The 17,784-nt window shown below is 66.6% G+C and carries 17 protein-coding genes; 8 read left to right on the forward strand and 9 right to left on the reverse strand.

The genetic code is table 11. From position 1 onward, the window contains the following. Positions 1 to 34 precede the first annotated feature (34 nt). Genes E8F06_RS04490 through E8F06_RS04500 form a run of 3 tightly spaced genes read right to left on the reverse strand, consistent with a single transcriptional unit; the run spans position 35 to position 1,608 of the window. Positions 35 to 304, reverse strand: a complete 270-nt coding sequence (locus tag E8F06_RS04490; RefSeq protein WP_151131651.1) for an MmoB/DmpM family protein — start codon at positions 302 to 304, stop codon at positions 35 to 37. Then, on the reverse strand, positions 301 to 1,296 hold the full coding sequence (locus E8F06_RS04495; protein WP_280364658.1) for an aromatic/alkene monooxygenase hydroxylase subunit beta: 996 nt from the start codon (positions 1,294 to 1,296) through the stop codon (positions 301 to 303). The genes E8F06_RS04490 and E8F06_RS04495 overlap by 4 nt, the downstream gene beginning before the upstream one ends. A 54-nt stretch (positions 1,297 to 1,350) precedes the next feature. Continuing rightward, the gene (locus tag E8F06_RS04500) at positions 1,351 to 1,608 is read right to left on the reverse strand and encodes a phenol hydroxylase subunit (RefSeq protein WP_280364660.1); all 258 of its coding nucleotides are present in this window, start codon (positions 1,606 to 1,608) and stop codon (positions 1,351 to 1,353) included. A gap of 384 nt (positions 1,609 to 1,992) precedes the next feature. Here E8F06_RS04500 and E8F06_RS04505 point away from each other — a divergent pair, with 384 nt between their 5' ends. The 5 genes from E8F06_RS04505 to ispA all read left to right on the forward strand — a co-directional run bounded on the left by E8F06_RS04505 (position 1,993) and on the right by ispA (position 6,853). Then, complete coding sequence (locus E8F06_RS04505) at positions 1,993 to 3,696, forward strand: sigma-54-dependent Fis family transcriptional regulator (RefSeq protein ID WP_280364663.1); 1,704 nt, start codon at positions 1,993 to 1,995, stop codon at positions 3,694 to 3,696. Between the two features lie 89 nt (positions 3,697 to 3,785). Beyond that, positions 3,786 to 4,220: a 3-isopropylmalate dehydratase gene (locus E8F06_RS04510; RefSeq protein WP_280364665.1), complete on the forward strand. Its 435-nt coding sequence runs from the start codon at positions 3,786 to 3,788 to the stop codon at positions 4,218 to 4,220. Positions 4,221 to 4,601: 381 nt separating this feature from the next. After that, the gene (locus E8F06_RS04515; protein WP_280364667.1) at positions 4,602 to 5,360 is read left to right on the forward strand and encodes a sulfite exporter TauE/SafE family protein; all 759 of its coding nucleotides are present in this window, start codon (positions 4,602 to 4,604) and stop codon (positions 5,358 to 5,360) included. A 366-nt stretch (positions 5,361 to 5,726) separates the two neighbouring features. Then, the gene (locus E8F06_RS04520) at positions 5,727 to 5,969 is read left to right on the forward strand and encodes an exodeoxyribonuclease VII small subunit (protein ID WP_190826621.1); all 243 of its coding nucleotides are present in this window, start codon (positions 5,727 to 5,729) and stop codon (positions 5,967 to 5,969) included. Continuing rightward, positions 5,966 to 6,853: a (2E,6E)-farnesyl diphosphate synthase gene (gene ispA, locus E8F06_RS04525; RefSeq protein WP_280364669.1), complete on the forward strand. Its 888-nt coding sequence runs from the start codon at positions 5,966 to 5,968 to the stop codon at positions 6,851 to 6,853. Before E8F06_RS04520 ends, ispA begins: the two co-directional genes overlap by 4 nt. 30 nt (positions 6,854 to 6,883) lie before the next feature. Here the strand turns inward: ispA and E8F06_RS04530 are convergent, their stop codons facing one another. Then, complete coding sequence (locus E8F06_RS04530; protein WP_280364671.1) at positions 6,884 to 7,783, reverse strand: phosphatase PAP2 family protein; 900 nt, start codon at positions 7,781 to 7,783, stop codon at positions 6,884 to 6,886. Positions 7,784 to 7,979: 196 nt separating this feature from the next. Between E8F06_RS04530 and E8F06_RS04535 the strand changes: the two genes are divergently transcribed. The 3 genes from E8F06_RS04535 to dxs all read left to right on the forward strand — a co-directional run bounded on the left by E8F06_RS04535 (position 7,980) and on the right by dxs (position 14,217). Next, on the forward strand, positions 7,980 to 11,249 hold the full coding sequence (locus E8F06_RS04535; protein ID WP_280364673.1) for a carboxyl transferase domain-containing protein: 3,270 nt from the start codon (positions 7,980 to 7,982) through the stop codon (positions 11,247 to 11,249). A gap of 15 nt (positions 11,250 to 11,264) precedes the next feature. Next, complete coding sequence (locus E8F06_RS04540; RefSeq protein WP_280364676.1) at positions 11,265 to 12,218, forward strand: alpha/beta hydrolase; 954 nt, start codon at positions 11,265 to 11,267, stop codon at positions 12,216 to 12,218. 103 nt (positions 12,219 to 12,321) lie between these two features. Beyond that, positions 12,322 to 14,217, forward strand: a complete 1,896-nt coding sequence (gene dxs / locus E8F06_RS04545) for a 1-deoxy-D-xylulose-5-phosphate synthase (RefSeq protein WP_280364678.1) — start codon at positions 12,322 to 12,324, stop codon at positions 14,215 to 14,217. 171 nt (positions 14,218 to 14,388) lie between these two features. Here the strand turns inward: dxs and E8F06_RS04550 are convergent, their stop codons facing one another. The 5 genes from E8F06_RS04550 to E8F06_RS04570 all read right to left on the reverse strand — a co-directional run bounded on the left by E8F06_RS04550 (position 14,389) and on the right by E8F06_RS04570 (position 17,738). After that, positions 14,389 to 15,186, reverse strand: coding sequence for a cobalamin-binding protein (locus E8F06_RS04550; RefSeq protein WP_280364680.1), 798 nt, complete (start codon positions 15,184 to 15,186; stop codon positions 14,389 to 14,391). Continuing rightward, positions 15,186 to 15,605 (reverse strand): MFS transporter, encoded by a 420-nt coding sequence (locus E8F06_RS04555; protein ID WP_190826582.1) that lies wholly within the window; start codon positions 15,603 to 15,605, stop codon positions 15,186 to 15,188. Before E8F06_RS04555 ends, E8F06_RS04550 begins: the two co-directional genes overlap by 1 nt. Continuing rightward, positions 15,602 to 16,216 carry a GTP cyclohydrolase II gene (gene ribA, locus E8F06_RS04560; RefSeq protein ID WP_190826580.1) on the reverse strand — a complete coding sequence of 205 codons (615 nt, stop codon included), beginning with the start codon at positions 16,214 to 16,216 and terminating at the stop codon, positions 15,602 to 15,604. Before ribA ends, E8F06_RS04555 begins: the two co-directional genes overlap by 4 nt. A gap of 108 nt (positions 16,217 to 16,324) precedes the next feature. Beyond that, positions 16,325 to 16,996, reverse strand: a complete 672-nt coding sequence (locus E8F06_RS04565; RefSeq protein ID WP_280364682.1) for a TIGR02281 family clan AA aspartic protease — start codon at positions 16,994 to 16,996, stop codon at positions 16,325 to 16,327. Beyond that, positions 16,983 to 17,738: a transporter substrate-binding domain-containing protein gene (locus E8F06_RS04570; protein ID WP_280364684.1), complete on the reverse strand. Its 756-nt coding sequence runs from the start codon at positions 17,736 to 17,738 to the stop codon at positions 16,983 to 16,985. The genes E8F06_RS04565 and E8F06_RS04570 overlap by 14 nt, the downstream gene beginning before the upstream one ends. Positions 17,739 to 17,784 lie beyond the last annotated feature (46 nt).

Here is a 17,784-nt window from a genome sequence, read left to right on the forward strand (position 1 = left end):
GTGGCTCTCCCGATTCTTGTCGTTGTACGCGGGGTTAGTTCCAGTGCAGGGCGAAGCGGTCTTCGTCTTCCTCGACGTTGCCGCCGAGGGTGATGACGTCGATGAGCATTTCCTGCACGTCCCATTCGCGTCCGAGCTTCTCTTCCACCGTGGTGCGGTTGATCTCCAGGCGGCCTTCGGCCTGGACGCGGATCATGGCCGGCTGGTGCTGGATCTCGGCGTGGGGGTTGTCCTGGACGATGGCGTCGACGATGTAGCGGGCGTTGTCGTTGTCCTGGAAGGCGATGTAGACGAGGGAGGTCATTGCGCGGCTCCTGCAAGGCCGAGTTTCTTCAGGCGGGCGGCGAACTCGCCGGCCACGGTGTCGAGGGCTGCGGCACCCGGGCCGATGGCGGCAAGGGGGGCCAGGGCTTCCAGGGCGCGGGCCTGCCACTGGCCGACCCAGCCTTCCACCAACGCGCGGTTCTCCGCGCTTTCGGCCACCACGGTTTTCACCAGGGCATCGACCCAGCGTTGGGTCTCGGCGAACCACAGGCGCATGAACTCAGTGAGCATTCCCACCTGACCGGCACCCTGGGCGCAAAGCTGCTCGTCGAACTTGTGGAAGATGAGCGGGAAGAGCAGGCCGTCGCTGACCAGGTTCTGCGCCAGCGTCAGCTCGAACCAGTCACGCACCACCAGCGTGTCTTCCACGTAGCGACGCAGGCCCTGCCAGGCCGGGTCCTGCAGCCATTGCTGTTTGGCCTCTGCAAGCAGGTCGGTGCCGCCGTCGTCGAGCATCAGGCCGATGCGCGACAGGTACTGGGCGATGCCGAGACGGTCCATGGCCTGGAACATGTGCAGCTGGGTCAGGCTGGTGCCGAAACCGTCGGCGGCGATGCCGCTGTTGTTCATGTTGGCGCCGAGTTCGGCGTGGCGCAGGGGCAGCAGCAGGCGGGCGATCTGCTCCCGGCTGCCGGCATCGAGGCCGGCCAGCAGGTTGCGCTTCTCGCAGAAGGCGTAATCGTGCTCGGCGTTCTCCTGCATCCGGGCGCGGGTCTGCACGTAGGCGCCGTAGTAGAACTGGCGCGGGTCGCTGACGGCGTACCAGTCGGCCATGCGCACGGCGGTGCGGGTGGCATCGTTGAGAAGCTTGTCGGGCTGCCACAGCGGGCGGTAGTGGAAGTTGGTGGCGGCCTCGATGTCGAAGCTTGCCTCCTGGTAACGGCTGGCAGGCTTGTCGCCGAAACGCCGGCGGATGTGGCTGAAGGTCTGGCGGATCGGCTCGGCCGTCGCCGTCTTGATCTCGATACTCATGCAGGGCGTCCTGTACTTGTTGTTGTGAGGAACCGACGCGTCGTTGCGGGGCGGTCAGTCGGCCTGGCCACGGCTCTCGCCGTAGCGCCACTTCTCCATGTCGGCGTCGATGGCGTCGGCCATCTGCGCGTCCATGTGTTGAACCCGGTTCTGTTCGCAGAAGCTGGCGAAGGCGGCGCGCGGCAGAACCAGCTCGACGAAGAGGTCGGGATAGCCGATGGCGAAGTCGAACTCGACGAAGGTGGCGTCGGGCTCGCTGCGCACCCGGACGTAGCGCGACAGTTGATCGAAGCGGGTCACTGGCTGGCTCATGCAAGGCAACTCCATGGGCGGGTTACCTGGGGTAGAGCAACGGCTGTGCCAGGGCCTTGAAAGCTCCGCCACAAATAACTCAACCCTTTGTTTTAATTGATCTTTCATGAGCATCAACGTGCAGGAGGCGCGACCTGAACAGGCCTGCCCAGACGATGACCCTTCACCATTTGCGCAATTGCCCCAGGGCGCTTTGAGCAAATCGCCAATCGGCCCTCCCCTGCCACACAGCCGATTGACTTTTGAGTGGCTTTCAGGCCGCTTAGAAAAAAGAACGCGGCCCTTCCTTGCGTCCACCGGCCGCCCGGTCGAACCGTCCAAACCGCCCGCCTGAGCGGTGGTTCGCCGGCCTCCCCGCACAAGAACAATCTGGGGTGCAGCACGATGAAAGTTGATTACAAGGCGTCGGAGCACAGCCCGACCCTGAAGGACCTGACCGACCGGGTCCGCTTCCTCGGCAACGAGGGCAAGATCTGGCTCGACGAGCAGCGCATGCTGCTGCTCCAGTCCGCCGCCATGGGCTCGTTCCGCCGCGAGCTGGTGGAGATGCTCGGCGAGGAACGCGCCAAGGGCCTGTTCCTGCGCCTGGGCTACCAGTCCGGCCTGAAGGACGCCGAGCTGGCGCGCAAGCTGCGCCCCGACGCCGATGCGGTGGAGATGTTCCTCACCGGCCCGCAGCTCCATTCCCTCAAGGGCATGGTCAAGGTCGAGCCGCTTTCGATGAACATCGACATCGAGAACGGCCAGTTCTACGCCGACCTCGAATGGCAGAACTCCTACGAGGTGGAAAACTGCCGGGCCGAAGGCCTCCAGTCCGACCAGCCGGTGTGCTGGACCCTGCTCGGCTATGCCATCAGCTACTCGTCGTTCTTCCTCGGTCGCCAGGTGCTCTACAAGGAGGTCAGCTGCCGCGGCTGTGGGGACTCGCGTTGCCGCATCATCGGCAAGCCGGTGGAGGAATGGGACGACGCCGAAGAGTTCATGCGCTACTTCCAGAGCGACCCCATCATCGAAGAACTCCAGGCCCTGCAGCTTCAGGTCGCGACCATGCGCCAGCGCCTGGAGCAGGACGCAGGCCAGTACTACGGCATCGGCAAGGCGCCGCTTTACCGCAAGGCCTGCACCCTGATCGACAAGGCCGCGCCGGGAAAGGCTTCGGTCCTGCTGCTGGGGGAAACCGGCGTCGGCAAGGAAGTCATGGCGCGCAGCCTGCACCTGCGCAGCGAACGCGCCGGCGGCCCCTTCGTCGCGCTGAACTGCGCGGCCATTCCACCGGACCTGATCGAAGCCGAGCTGTTCGGCGTGGAGCGCGGCGCCTACACCGGTGCCCAACAATCGCGCATGGGCCGTTTCGAACGCGCCAACGGCGGCACCCTGTTCCTCGACGAAGTGGTGGAGCTCACGCCACGCGCCCAGGCCAGCCTGTTGCGGGTGCTGCAGGAGGAAGAACTGGAACGGGTGGGCGACTCGCAGACCCGCAAGGTGAACGTCCGGGTGATCGCGGCCACCCACGAGGACCTGGCCAGGGCGGTGAAGGACGGCCGTTTCCGCGCCGACCTCTACTACCGGCTGAACGTCTACCCGGTGTTCATTCCCTCCCTGCGCGAACGCAAGGAAGACATTCCGCTGCTGGTGGATCACTTCCTCGCACGCCTGCACACCGCCTATGGCAAGCACACCCTGGGCCTCTCCGACCGGGCGCTGGAAGCCTGCATGCGCTACGACTGGCCGGGGAACATCCGCGAGCTGGAGAACCTCGTCGAACGCGGGGTGATCATCACCGATGCCAACCAGAGCATCAGCGCCGACGCGCTCTTCCCACACTTGTCCCACGAGGCCCAGAGCATCGGTCTTTCCAGCAGCGGCGCGCTGGTGGAAGCGGTGCCGAGCGTCGAGCCGGACTGGGTGGAACGCCTGATCGACAGCGGCGTCAGCCTGGATTCGGTGGAAGAAGCGCTGATGCAGGGCGCGATGAAGCGCGCGCAGAACAACGTGTCCGAAGCTGCGCGGCTGCTGGGTATGACCCGCCCCGCGCTGGCCTACCGGCTGAAGAAGTTGCCAACGGAGGATGCGGCGGACCATCGCTGACGCATCCGCGCAGGGATTCCCATGGCAAAGCCCGGGGCATCCACTAGAGTTCCACCAGCACTTCCGCTTTTCCGCCCAAGGAGGGCTCCATGCGTCTGATCTGTGCCGCCGTTTCTCTGCTCCTGCTCGCGGGTTGTTCGTCCTACCGCACGGACCCGGGCCAGATCACCCAGGTCCCCGCTGACCGCCTGTTGGCGTTCCAGGAACCGGTAGAGGGCGGAGGTCAGATCGTGGTGAACCGCGACATGGGCGGGCTGGGTAGCGGCTGCTACATCGCCGTGCATGTGGACCGCCAACTGGCGGCTCGCATCGGCATAGGCGAAGTCGCCAGCTTCCAGGTTCCACCGGGCGACCGTATCGTCGGCATCGGCATCGACGAAACCGACGACACCCTCTGCTCCAAGGGCCGCCTCCGTCGTGAAAAGGCCGCACATATCGAGCCGGGCCAGAGCGAGCGTTTCCGCATCGTCAGCGACAATCGCGAAGGCTTTGCCTTGCTCGCGGACGAACCCCCGGGCAAGTAGGGCATTGCACATCGGTCGACCGTTGGTGCGCGCGGCGCACCCTACCCGACAGGCCCCGGCGGGTAGTTTCCCACCCACAAATGAAAAAGACCGGAAGCGGGACTGCTGAACCCGATTCCGGTCTGACGCTAATGCGTGGAACTTTGCCTGTTCGCCTTCCGCTATTACTGCTCGGGAAGGCTCGTGGAGTGGGCTTCCGTGCGGCTACTGCCCCCGCCCCATACGAGTTGTTCACAGGATACTGCTACCGCGATTTCGCGTATTTCCACTCATCAGCGATTCGGCTCACTGGTCGGCAGGCAGTCAGGCCGGCAACCGTTCGCCCCTTCTTTGCCACCGCTCACCCCCAGGGTTAACCTGCCCGCTTTTGCGCGTCCGAACATGAGCCTTCACGATTTCTTCCTGCTGCTGGTCGCCGGCTTTGCCGCCGGGGGCATGAACGCCCTTGCCGGCGGCGGCACCTTCTTCTCGTTCCCCGCCCTGCTCGCCGCCGGCCTGCCGCCGGTGACCGCCAACGCCACCAATGCCGTGGCCCTCTGGCCCGCCAGCCTGGCCGCCAGTTGGGCCGCGCGGGAACAGCTGCGTCCGCTGGGGCGCTACGTGGTGCCGCTGGTGTTGCTGTCTCTGCTGGGCGGCCTGGGCGGCGGCCTGCTGTTGCTCGCTGGCGGCGACGAAACCTTTCGGCGGCTGATTCCCTGGCTGTTGCTGGCCGCCACCCTGCTGTTCGCCGCCAGCCCCTGGCTGAGCAGGCTGATCAACCGCCGACTTCAGGCCGGAGACCTGCCGCCTCACGGCATCGGCAGCGGCCTGAGCCACACCCTGGTCGCCCTCTACGGCGGCTACTTCGGCGCCGGCATGGGCATACTGCAACTGGCGGCGTTCTCCATCGAAGGCCATCCGCTGTTGCGCGCCAACGCGCTGAAGAATCTGCTGTCCAGCACCATCTACAGCGTCGCGGTGGTGACCTTCGTGGCGGCGGGCCGGGTGAGCTGGAGCGAGCTGGCGGTACTGCTGGGCGCGGCCAGTTGCGGCGGCTACTGCGGCGGTGCGCTGGCGCGGAAACTGCCGACCCGGTGGCTGCGCTGGCTGGTGATTGCGGTAGGAACGGGGATGACGGCGTATTACTTCGCCATCACCTGACCCGGCCCTGGCAGGCGCGGCTGCTTTTGCAGGATGGGTCGGGCGGCGATCCGCGAGCTTGCGATACCCATCGATGTCGTCGTGATGGGTATCGCTCCGCTCCACCACATCCTACGGGCTGCTACGTCGCCATAATCTGATCCGGACTCCCTTGTAGGGTGGGCTACCTGTGGGGGCGAATTCATTCGCGATGGAACGCGCAGCGTTCCCCTGAGGCGGTCGGGCAACCCTGCGGGCTGCTTAGCGAATGAATTCGCCCCCACAATTGAATCCCGCCCCCCGGCGCAACCATCCGCCCCCTTCATTTGCCCGCAAGGTGCGGCTCTGCTAGTGTCGCGCCCGATTCGACCGCCGCGAGACAGCATCATGGCCCGCAAGAAAGCCACCCCCGATTTCGAACAGTCCCTCGCCGACCTTCAGGCCCTCGTGGAGCGCCTGGAAAGCGGTGAACTGTCGCTGGAGGACTCCCTCAGCGCCTTCGAGCAGGGTATTCGCCTGACCCGCGAGTGCCAGGCCTCGCTGACCCAGGCGGAGCAGAAGGTGCAGATCCTGCTGGAGCGCGACGGCCAACTGGAAGAAGCGCCCTTCGACGCGGACGAGCAAGCATGATCGCCAGCTACCAGGCGCGCTGCCAGGAACGCGTGGACGCCGCCCTCGCCGAGCTTTTCATCCCCCCGCTCGCCCCGCTCGAACGTCTCTACCAGGCCATGCGCTACAGCGTCGTGAACGGTGGCAAGCGCGTACGCCCCCTGCTGGTCTACGCCGCCTGCGAAGCCCTCGGCGGTGATGTGGCCCGTGCCGATGGCGCGGCCTGCGCGGTGGAGCTGATCCACGCCTATTCCCTGGTCCACGACGACCTGCCGGCCATGGACGACGACGACCTGCGCCGTGGCCAGCCCACCACCCATATCGCCTTCGATGAAGCGACCGCCATCCTCGCCGGCGACGGCCTGCAAGCGCTGGCCTTCGAAGTGCTGGCCGATCCCATGCGCAACCCGCAGGACGCCGAAACCCGCCTGGCGATGATCGCCAGCCTCAGCCACGCCGCCGGCCCCGCCGGCATGGTTGGCGGTCAGGCCATCGACCTCGGTTCGGTTGGACTGAAACTCGACCAGGGAGCCCTGGAGGCCATGCACCGGCACAAGACCGGCGCGCTGATCGAAGCCAGCGTGCGTCTCGGCGCCCTGTCCAGCGGTCAGGCCGACCCGGCCTCCCTGGCGGCACTGCGCATCTACGCCCGCGCAATCGGCCTCGCCTTCCAGGTGCAGGACGACATTCTCGACGTGGAGAGCGACACCGCCACCCTGGGCAAGACCCAGGGCAAGGACCAGGCCCACGACAAGCCCACCTACCCTTCCCTGCTCGGCCTCGATAACGCCAAGGCCTATGCGCTGGAACTGCGCGACCAGGCCCTGCGCGCCACCGCCAACCTGGGCGATGCCGCCGAGCCGTTGCGCGCGCTGGCCCGCTACATCGTCGAACGGCGCAGCTAAGCTCGCCGTCCGACAGTTACCTCACGGTCTTCAGGCGGCGGACCCGGCCAGCACGTCGGCCTTCAACTTTCCGGCCGACTTCAACAGATTCAGTCGAACCAGAGCCCAGGGCATGGCCGCGGCCACGAACAGGCCCATCACCAATCCACGCAGCCCTTGCCACAACTGCGGGTCGAGCGGCCAGGCCGTGCCCGCGAGCTTGAGCGCCTTCTGCAGCAGGATGAAGCTCACCGCACCGATGACGGCGGCGAGCAGGCGGCGCCAGGTCGCCACTTCGGCGGAGAACTCCATCTGGCGATAGCCGCACAGCACACCGACCATCAACCCCGCCAGCAGCGGCACATAGCTGGGTGCGACACCCGGCCAGGTCAGCCAGGCGGCGAGGAACACCAGCAGGATCAGCGCCAGATGCCAGAGGCCATGGGCCTCGCGCCACCAGTTCCAGTGCCGCACCTGGGCGAACACCAGCAGAGTGGCGATACCCAGCAAGGAACCGCCCAGCACGTCTTCCACGTCGTGGGCGCCGAGGTAGAGCCGGCTGAAGATAATCCCCGCCACCACCACGCCACTGACCGCCCAGGCCCAGGCGCGGCGCAGCTCGAAGGCCAGCCAGAACCAGATGACCACGGCTATCTGCGCGTGGCCGCTGGGCAGGCCGAAGCTGTCGCCCACCTCGTGGTCCATGCGCAGGGCGATGTCCGGACGCGGGTCCTGCCAGTAGTCCTTGAGCCAGGCGTTGATCAAGGCGGTCACGGCCACCAGCACCAGCAATCGCAGGAACACGCCACGGTTCCAGGCCCAGTAGCCCAGCGGCAGGAAGAACAGGATGAACTTCTCGTAACCCAGCAGGGTGAAGAAGCGCATCACCGGCGTCAGCGCCTCGCTACGCAGGGGCAGCACCCAGTCCAGGCTGTGCAGCAGTTCGTTCATGGACGGTCCTTGTGGAAGAAATGAAGGCGCCACAGATACTGCACGGCGCGTGACCGCCACAAGGGCCGATTCGGACATTCCATATCACCTGATCATCAGCCGCCATGAGAGGTGGGTATTCGTCACGGCACAGTTGGCTGCGGCGATTGGCCCAGGCTGCCTAAGATCACTGGATTGCACGCCAAGGACCTTCGCCGTGACCACAGCCATCCAGTCCCTGCTGATCGCCAACCGTGGCGAGATCGCCATCCGCATCGCCCGCGCCGCCGCCGAACTGGGCATTCGCAGCGTCGCCGTCTACGCCGAGGACGACGACCAGTCCCTGCACCTGCGCAAGGCCGACCTCGCGGTGCCGCTGAAGGGCCGTGGCGCGGCGGCCTACCTGGATGCCGGGCAGTTGGTGGAGCTGGCGCGCCAGCACGGTTGCGATGCGCTGCACCCCGGCTACGGCTTCCTCAGCGAGAACGCCGAATTCGCCCGCCAGTGCGAGGCGGCCGGCATCCGCTTCGTCGGCCCTGCAGCCCAAGCGCTGGAGCTGTTCGGCGACAAGGCCCGCGCCCGCGAACTGGCCGCGCGCAGCGGCCTGCCGCTGGCCGCCGGGAGCAATCGCGCCACCTCCCTGGAGGAAGCCCGCGCCCTGCTGGAAGGCGGCCCGATCATGCTCAAGGCGTTGGCGGGTGGCGGCGGACGCGGCATGCGCGCGGTGCGCGAAGCCGGCGAACTGGAGCAGGCCTTCGAGCGCTGCCAGTCCGAGGCTCGCGCGGCCTTTGGCAATGGCGACCTGTACGTGGAGCGGCTGATCGAGAACGCCCGGCATATCGAGGTCCAGGTGCTGGGTGACGGTGAACGGGTCACTCACCTCTGGGAACGCGACTGCAGCCTGCAACGTCGCCATCAGAAGGTGATCGAGATCGCCCCGGCGCCCGATCTGGATGCCAGCCTGCGCCAGCGCATCCTCGACGCCGCTCTGACCCTGGCCGGCGCCGTCGGCTATCGCGGCATCGGCACCTTCGAATTCCTGGTCGACACCGGCCGTGGCGACTTCGTGTTCATGGAGGCCAATCCGCGCATCCAGGTCGAACACTGCATCACCGAGGCGGTCACCGGCATCGACCTGGTGCAGACGCAATTGCGCCTGGCCGAAGGTTTCAACCTGGCCGAGCTGGGTTTGCTGAAGCCCGTCGCTCCGCGCGGCTTCGCCGTGCAACTGCGGATCAACCTGGAAAGCATGCAGGCCGACGGCAGTGCGCGACCGGCCGGCGGGTTGATCAGCGCCTATGACCCCCCCAGCGGCCCCGGTATCCGTGTCGATGGCTATGGCTACGCCGGGTATGCCACCAGCCCAAGCTACGACTCGCTGTTGGCCAAGCTGATCGTCCAGGGCGATGACCTGCCGGCCGCCCTGCGCCGCGCCTACCGCGCCCTCTGCGAATTCCGCCTGGAAGGGGTGGCGAGCAACATCCACTTCCTGCAGAACCTGCTGCGCCGCCCGGAACTGGCCGGTGGCGTGGATACCCGCTTCATCGAACGGGAAATTGGCCAACTGCTGGCCCCGCAACAGACCGCCCACCCGCACCTGTTCGTCAGCGGCACCGGCGCTGCCACGGTCGCCGGGACCGGGCAGGTGGAGGCGCCCGCCGGCTGCGTACCGCTGAACGCCCCGAGCCAAGGGGTGCTGGTGAGCCTCGATGTGCAGGAGGGCGACGCGGTCGCCGTCGGCCAGCCAGTGGCGGTGCTGGAAGCGATGAAGATGGAGTTCGTGATCAAGGCGACCCAGGGCGGCATCGTCCGCGCCCTGGCCGTAGCGCCGGGCAGCAGCCTGTTCGAAGGCGCGCCGCTGCTGTTCCTGGAACCGGCGGAAGTCGCTGGCGATGCGGTGCAGAGCGAGGAAAGCCTCGACCTCGCGCATATCCGCGCCGATCTCGCCGAAGTGCTGGAGCGCCACGCCATCACCCGTGACGAGCGCCGTCCGCAGGCCGTGGCCAGGCGGCGCAAGACCGGCCAACGCACCACCCGCGAGAACCTCGACGACCTGCTCGATGAAGGCAGTTTCATCGAGTACGGCGCCCTGGCCCTGGCCGCCCAGCGTCGGCGCCGTTCGCTGGAAGAACTGATCGAGCAGAGCCCGGCGGATGGCCTGGTGGCCGGCATCGGCACGGTGAACGCCGCCCGCTTCGGCAACGAGGCCGCGCGCTGCATGACCATCGCCTACGACTACACGGTGTTCGCCGGCACCCAGGGGGTGATGAACCACAAGAAGACCGACCGCATGCTCGGCCTCGCCGAACAATGGCGCCTGCCGCTGGTGCTGTTCGCCGAAGGCGGCGGAGGCCGGCCGGGGGATTCGGACTTCGTCGGGGTGGCGGGGCTGGACTGCCACACCTTCGTCGGCATGGCGAAGTTGTCCGGCCTGGTGCCACTGGTGGGCGTGGTGTCCGGCCGCTGCTTTGCCGGCAACGCCGCGCTGCTCGGCTGCTGCGACGTGATCATCGCGACCCGCAACGCCAGCATCGGCATGGCCGGCCCGGCGATGATCGAAGGCGGTGGCCTCGGTAGCTTCGCGCCGGAGGAAGTCGGCCCCACCAGCGTCCAGAGCCCCAACGGGGTGATCGACGTGCTGGTGGAAGACGAAGCCGAGGCCGTGCGCGTGGCACAGCAGCACCTGTCCTACTTCCAGGGTGACCTGGCGGACTGGCAGTGCGCCGACCAGCGCCTGCTGCGCCACGCCATCCCCGAGAACCGCCTGCGGGTCTATGACATCCGCGCTCTGATCGAAACTCTGGCCGACCAAGGTTCGGTACTGGAACTGCGCCGGCAGTTCGCGCCGGGCCTGATCACCGCCTTCATCCGCATCGAAGGCAGGGCGTTCGGCCTGATCGCCAACAACCCCATGCACCTGGGCGGCGCCATCGACGCCCAGGCCGGCGACAAGGCCGCGCGCTTCATGCAGCTGTGCGACGCCTTCGACATCCCCATGCTTTCGCTCTGCGACACCCCCGGCTTCATGGTGGGGCCGGACTCGGAGAAGCAGGCCACGGTGCGCCACGTCTCGCGCATGTTCGTCGCCGCGGCCGGCTTGTCGGTGCCGTTCTTCACCGTGGTCCTGCGCAAGGGCTACGGGTTGGGCGCCCAGGCCATGGCCGCGGGGAGCTTCCATTCGCCACTGTTCACCATCGCCTGGCCCAGCGGCGAGTTCGGTGCCATGGGCCTGGAGGGCGCGGTGCGCCTGGGTTACGCCAAGGAGCTGGCTGCGGTGGAGGACCCGGCCGAGCGCCAGAAGCTGTTCGACAAGATGGTTGCCAAGGCCTACCAAAACGGCAAGGCGATCAACATGGCCAGCTTCCTGGAGATCGATGCCGTGATCGACCCGCAGGAAACCCGTGCCTGGCTGCTACGCGGGCTGAACGCCGCGCCGCGGCCGGCTCCGCGCTCCGGCAAGAAACGCCCCTTCGTCGATACCTGGTAAGCCGTGGAGGTCACCATGCCCGCTTTCGAATACCACCTGCTGCCGGTCAACGGCATCACCCTGAGTCTCTACAGCGCCGGGCCGGCCGATGGACGCCCGGTCTGGCTGTTGCACGGGTTTCCCGAGTGCTGGTACTCCTGGCGTCAGCAAGCCGAGCCTCTGGCGGCGGCCGGATATCGCGTGCTGATGCCGGAGATGCGCGGCTACGGGGAAAGCAGCGCCCCGGAGGCGATCGAAGACTACGCCCTGCTGACACTGTGCGCTGACATCCAGGCGGCGATGGACAGCCTCGGTCAGACCGAGGCCTGCGTGGTCGGCCACGACTGGGGCGCGCCGGTGGCCTGGCACCTGGCCCTGCTGGAGCCAGAACGCATCCGGGCGGTGGGCGCCATGTCGGTACCCTTCGGTGGCCGTCCCAAGCGTCCGGCCATCGAGATCATGCGCGAAGTGAATGCCGGGCGCTTCAACTACATCCTCTACTTCCAGGAACCAGGGGTGGCCGAAACGGAGCTGGATGCCGACCTGGACCGCAGCCTGCGCCTGCTGCTGAGCGACCTGGGCGACGCCGTGCTGCGCGAGAGGCCGGCCGATGCGCGAATGCTGGACGGCCTGAGCGAGTCGCCGGCCCTGCCGAACTGGTGCGATGCCGACGAGTTCGCCGTCTACCAACGCACCTTTGCCGCTCGCGGCTTTCGCGGGGCGCTGAACTGGTACCGCAATTTCACCCTGAACTGGCAGCAGACCGAGCACCTGGCAGGCCAGCAGATCCGCCAACCCACGCTGTTCATGGTCGGCGACCATGATCCGGTGGCGCGGCTGGAGGCCTACACGCTCAAGCGCATGGCCGACCTTGTGCCCCAACTGGAGCAGCATCGCCTGCCCGATTGCGGCCACTGGCTGCAGAACGAACGGCCTGAACAGGTGAACGCGCACCTGCTGGAATTTCTGACCCGGCATTACCCGGCGTAACCGATCACACAGGCTGCTACGAACCGACTGACAGCGTGTTTGGGCACTGAGGGGCGCATCAGGTAAACTTGCCCATCTTTTTTTGCCCATAACGATTAGCCTGATGCCCACGACGTTCCACGAGATTCCCCGCGAACGCCCCGTCACGCCCCTGCTCGACCGCGCGGCGACGCCGGATGCGCTGCGCCGGCTTGGTGAGGCTGAGCTGGAAACCCTGGCCGACGAACTGCGCCAGTACTTGCTCTATACCGTCGGCAAGACCGGCGGCCACTTCGGCGCCGGCCTGGGCGTGGTGGAACTGACCATCGCCCTGCACTACGTCTATGACACGCCCGACGACCGGCTGGTCTGGGACGTGGGCCACCAGGCCTATCCGCACAAGATCCTCACCGGTCGCCGTGAGCAGATGGGCAGCCTGCGCCAGAAGGACGGCGTCGCCGCCTTCCCGCGCCGCGTGGAGAGCGAGTACGACACCTTCGGCGTCGGCCACTCCAGCACCTCGATCAGCGCCGCCCTGGGGATGGCCATCGCCGCCCGCATGCAGGGTTCCAATCGCAAGTCGATCGCCGTGATCGGCGACGGCGCGCTGACCGCCGGCATGGCCTTCGAGGCGCTCAACCACGCTTCGGACGTACAGGCCGACATGCTGGTGATCCTCAACGACAACGACATGTCGATCTCGCGCAACGTCGGCGGCCTGTCCAACTACCTGGCGAAGATCCTCTCCAGCCGCACCTACGCGAGCATGCGCGAAGGCAGCAAGAAGGTGCTCTCGCGCCTGCCCGGCGCCTGGGAAATCGCCCGCCGCACCGAGGAATACGCCAAGGGCATGCTGGTTCCCGGCACCCTGTTCGAAGAGCTGGGCTGGAACTACATCGGCCCCATCGACGGCCATGACCTGCCCACCCTGGTGGCCACCCTGCGCAACATGCGCGACCTCAAGGGCCCGCAGTTCCTCCATGTGGTGACCAAGAAGGGCAAGGGCTTCGCTCCGGCCGAAGTCGACCCCATCGGCTATCACGCCATCACCAAGCTGGAGCCGATCAACGCTCCGGCCGCCCCGAAGAAACCGTCCGGCCCGAAATACTCCAACGTGTTCGGCCAATGGCTGTGCGACATGGCCGGGCAGGACCCGCGCCTGGTGGGCATCACCCCGGCGATGAAGGAAGGCTCGGACCTAGTGGCCTTCAGCGAACGCTTCCCGGACCGCTACTTCGACGTCGCCATCGCCGAGCAGCACGCCGTGACCCTGGCGGCCGGCATGGCCTGCGACGGCGCCAAGCCGGTGGTGGCCATCTATTCCACCTTCCTCCAGCGCGGCTATGACCAGCTGATCCACGATGTGGCGGTGCAGAACCTCGATGTGCTGTTCGCCATCGACCGCGCTGGCCTCGTGGGCGAGGACGGTCCGACCCACGCGGGCAGCTTCGATCTCTCCTACCTGCGCTGCATCCCCGGCATGCTGGTGATGACGCCGAGCGACGAAAACGAGCTGCGCCTGCTGCTGACCACCGGCCACCACTTCGAAGGTCCGGCGGCGGTGCGTTACCCGCGCGGCAGCGGCCCCAACGCCCCCATCGAGCGTGAATTGAAGCCGGTGGAAATCGGCAAGGGCGTGGTTCGCCGCCAGGGCTCCAAAGTCGCCTTGCTGGTGTTCGGCGTGCAATTGGCCGAGGCACTGCAGGTTGCCGAAGGCCTGGATGCCACCGTGGTCGACATGCGCTTCGTCAAACCCCTGGACGAAGCGCTGGTGCGCGAGCTGGCCGGCAGCCACGAGCTGCTGGTGACCATCGAGGAAAACAGTGTGATGGGTGGCGCCGGTGCCGCCGTCAGCGAATTCCTCGCCCGCGACAACCTGATCAAACCCGTGCTGCACCTGGGCCTGCCGGACTACTACGTCGAGCACGCCAAGCCGGCGGAAATGCTCGCCGAGTGCGGGCTGGATGCGGCGGGTATCGAAGCCTCGGTGCGCAAGCGGATGGCCCTGCTCGACCTCTGACCTTCGCCTGAGGCTGTGGGGGTGAATTCATTCGCTTCCACAGCATGGGTTTCGCTTCGCTCTACCCATCCTACAAAGACAGGCCTACCCCAACGGCGAATCCGTCGTTTTGTAGGATGGGTTGAGGTACGAAACCCATCATCCAGGCCTGGTGGCTGTCGCCTTGTGCAGCTACCTTGCGGAGTCCAGTAACCGGCAGAGCTTCCCGGTCGCCGCCAGCATTTGAAAACTTGGGCGTTCCAGCCCCCGGTCCGGCACTGGCCAGACCTGCCCCCGCTTCACCGCTGTCAGTTGCGGCCAGGCCTTCCAGGCAGTGGCCTGGCTCGGCTCGCTCACCAGGATCACCGCCGGGTCGCGCTGCATCACGGCCTCGATGCCCACCTGGGGCGCCGGCAGGGAGAGGTCAGCGAAGACGTTCTCCGCCCCGCAGACTTTCAACGCATCGCTGACGATCTGCTTGCCGCCAAGCGTGTAGAGCGGCTTGTCCCAGACCTGGTAGAAGACCTTCAACGGCACGTCGCGATGGTGGCGTTGGCGCAGTTCCGCCAGCCCCGACTCGAAGCGCTCGGCCATCTGGCGGCCCTGTTCGGCGCGGCCGACCCGCTCACCGATCTCGGCGAAGGCATTCGCCAGTTGTTCCAGGCTCCGGGGTTCCACCACCAGTTGCGGAACCGGGAATTTCTTCAATTGTTCGCGCCCGGCCGAGCCCACGCTGTCGGGCCAGAGCAGCACCAGATCGGGCTTGAGGGCGAGCAGGCTTTCCGGCTGCAGCTGCCCGTAGCGCCCCACGGACGGCAGACCGGCGAGGCTGGCCGGGCGCTCGCCACCATCGAGCACGCCCACCAGCAGGTCGCCGGCGCCGAGGTCGAGCATGATTTCAGTCAGGGAGGGTGCCAGGCTGACGACTCGCAGCTGCGCCGTGGCGGGCAGCGCCAGGCACAGCAGCAGGAAGGCGAGCAGCCGGCGCATCAGCCGAGTTGGCGGGGGATTCGGTAAAGGTAGAGCAGTACCAGGCTGCTCATGGCCAGGAGGAACAGCGCCACGGTATTGAGTCCGACCAGCACCGCCAGGGCGGCGATCCAGGCTGGCAGGCCGGCGGCGAGGAAGCCCTTGTTGCGACGGCGGGTCAGTTCCTGCCAGGCACCGGGCTCCTCGGCACGACCGAGGGAGGCCTCGGTGGCTACGAGGGCGCGCTTGTAGGCGGAAAACATCGGCAGGCTGAGGAACAGCGAAACCAGGGCGGCAATGAAGATCGGCATCTGCAATACCGGCAGCACCGGCTCCCCATCGCCGAACAGGTAACCCATGATGAACAGCGGCACCAGCGTGAAACCCACCTGGCGCCACCAGGTCATGGCCAACCGGCGACGGACTTCCTTGCGGGTCACGATTCGGATTCCGCCTGATGCAGGTTACCGAGCATGTGACCGAGCTTGCCGGCCTTGGTAGCCAGGTATTTGCGGTTGTGCTTGTTCAGGCCGGTCTGCAGCGGTACGCGCTCGGCGACCTTGAGACCGTAGCTTTCCAGTGCCTTCACCTTGCGCGGGTTGTTGGTCATCAGCTTGACCGCGCAGATGCCCAGGTGCTCCAGCATCGGCTGGCACATGGCGTAGTCACGCTGGTCAGCACCGAAGCCCAGACGCTCGTTGGCTTCCACGGTGTCGGCACCGGCGTCTTGCAGCTCATAGGCGCGGATCTTGTTCAGAAGACCAATGCCACGGCCTTCCTGGCGCAGGTAGAGCAGCACACCGCTACCGGCTTCGGCGATGGCACGCAGCGCCGCTTCCAGCTGGAATCCGCAGTCGCAGCGCAGGCTGAACAGGGCGTCGCCGGTGAGGCACTCGGAATGCAGACGACCCAGGACGGGTTCGCCACTGGCCACATCGCCCAAGGTCAGGGCGACGTGTTCCTTGCCGCTGGCCTCATCAAGAAAGCCGTGCATGGTGAACACGCCGAACGGGGTGGGCAGCTGGGAGGCGGCGACGAAAACGACAGACACCGTGTAGCTCCTGGAAATTGGCAAGGCCGGCATTGTAGCAGCAGCGCTAACCGGCACGTCAGATTGAATAGTTGGGGATAAGTATCGAATGGCTCGAAGCACGCGGCCTCAGAACTTGGACTCCAGCATCAGCACGCCCTGCTCCTCGCGCCAGCGCACGCGGTTGAGGAAGCTCATGCCCAGCAGCACCTCCACCGGCGCCTCGCCTTCGATTACCGCGCCTTCCACGCCCAGCACTTCGAGGCTGCCGACCTTGATGCGATCGAATTTCACCCGCCAGGCGTTGACCGTTCCACTGGCGGTGCTGGCCTTCATCGGCAGCCCCTTCACCCGGTAGTCGATGCCCAGGCGGCGGGCCTGGCCCTCGTTCATGGCGACGCTGGTAGCCCCGGTATCCACGAGGAATTGCACCGGGTGGCCCTCGATGGAACCAGCGACCTGGTAGTGCCCGTTATTGCCCCGGGCGATGCTCAGCTGGGCCTTCTGCGGTGACGCCGGGGTGCCGGGGCTGTCCCCGCTGCCGGCCGGGTTGTACTCACGGCTGAGGCCGTAGCTGCGTTCGACGCCGTCGACCCGAAGCACCGCGCCCTTGCTGTCGGCGCTGATCACCTGGACGCCACCGGGGCCGGTCTGCCCGACTTTCACCAGCTTGCGCTGGCCGTCGACGTTGATCACTGCGGCACCGGGGAACAGGCCGACCACCTGCACCTGGGTGGCTGCAGCGAACAGCGGAGCCAGCGTCAGCAGGCAGGCGGCGATACGCAGGTCAGGGCGTGACATTGGGTTTCTCCAGTTCCTTGTCGAAGGCATACGGCTGCTTCCAGCGTTTGAACAGCGGCGGCAACTCACCGCTGGCCACCAGGTCCGTCATGCGGCGGTCGAAGATGTCCGCCAGGCGGCGACCGCGCGGCGTATCGGCGAAGCCCAGGTAGAGCGGCAAGCGCACCATCGGAGTGATGCGGTAGCGGCTGCGGTCGGTGGCGGTGTCCAGCACGTCTTCCACCTCGGTACGGGCATCGATGTAGAAGTCCACATGGCCCAGTTCGAGCATCGAGAGGACGCCGCTACGCCGCTGGATTTCCGTGAAGTGCTTCAGGTTCGGCAGGTGGTCCTGATAGTCGTAACCGCGAATCCAGGCCAAGCGGTACTGGCCGAGGGTAGCCAGGGTGGGAACGGGCGTGGAGGTCAGCGAAAGCGCGCTGACCTGGTCGGCATCGTAATGCCATCTCGGATAGTAGGCGCCGTCGACTTCGTTGCGGTAGGAGCCGACCCAGGCGTCGGCCTCACCTCGCTGCACCAGGCCGATGGAGCGGGTATAGGGCACGATGTGGATCTTCAGCTGGATGCCTTCAGGCTCGTAGACCCGCCGCAGGATGTCCCATCCGAGTCCGGTGCCATCGGCTTCGGTGTGCTCGGGCCAGACGTCGCTGGCGAGATGGATTTCATTATCCGGGAACGGCGCCGCCCAGGCCGCCGGCAGCAGCAGGCAGCCGATCAGGAACTTCAGTAACCAGCTCCGCATCACGCATCCCTCCACCAGCCCTTCGCCATTGCGGGTCCAACCAAGA

It is taken from the genome of Pseudomonas sp. BN411, assembly GCF_029871235.1.
GTDB lineage: Bacteria > Pseudomonadota > Gammaproteobacteria > Pseudomonadales > Pseudomonadaceae > Metapseudomonas.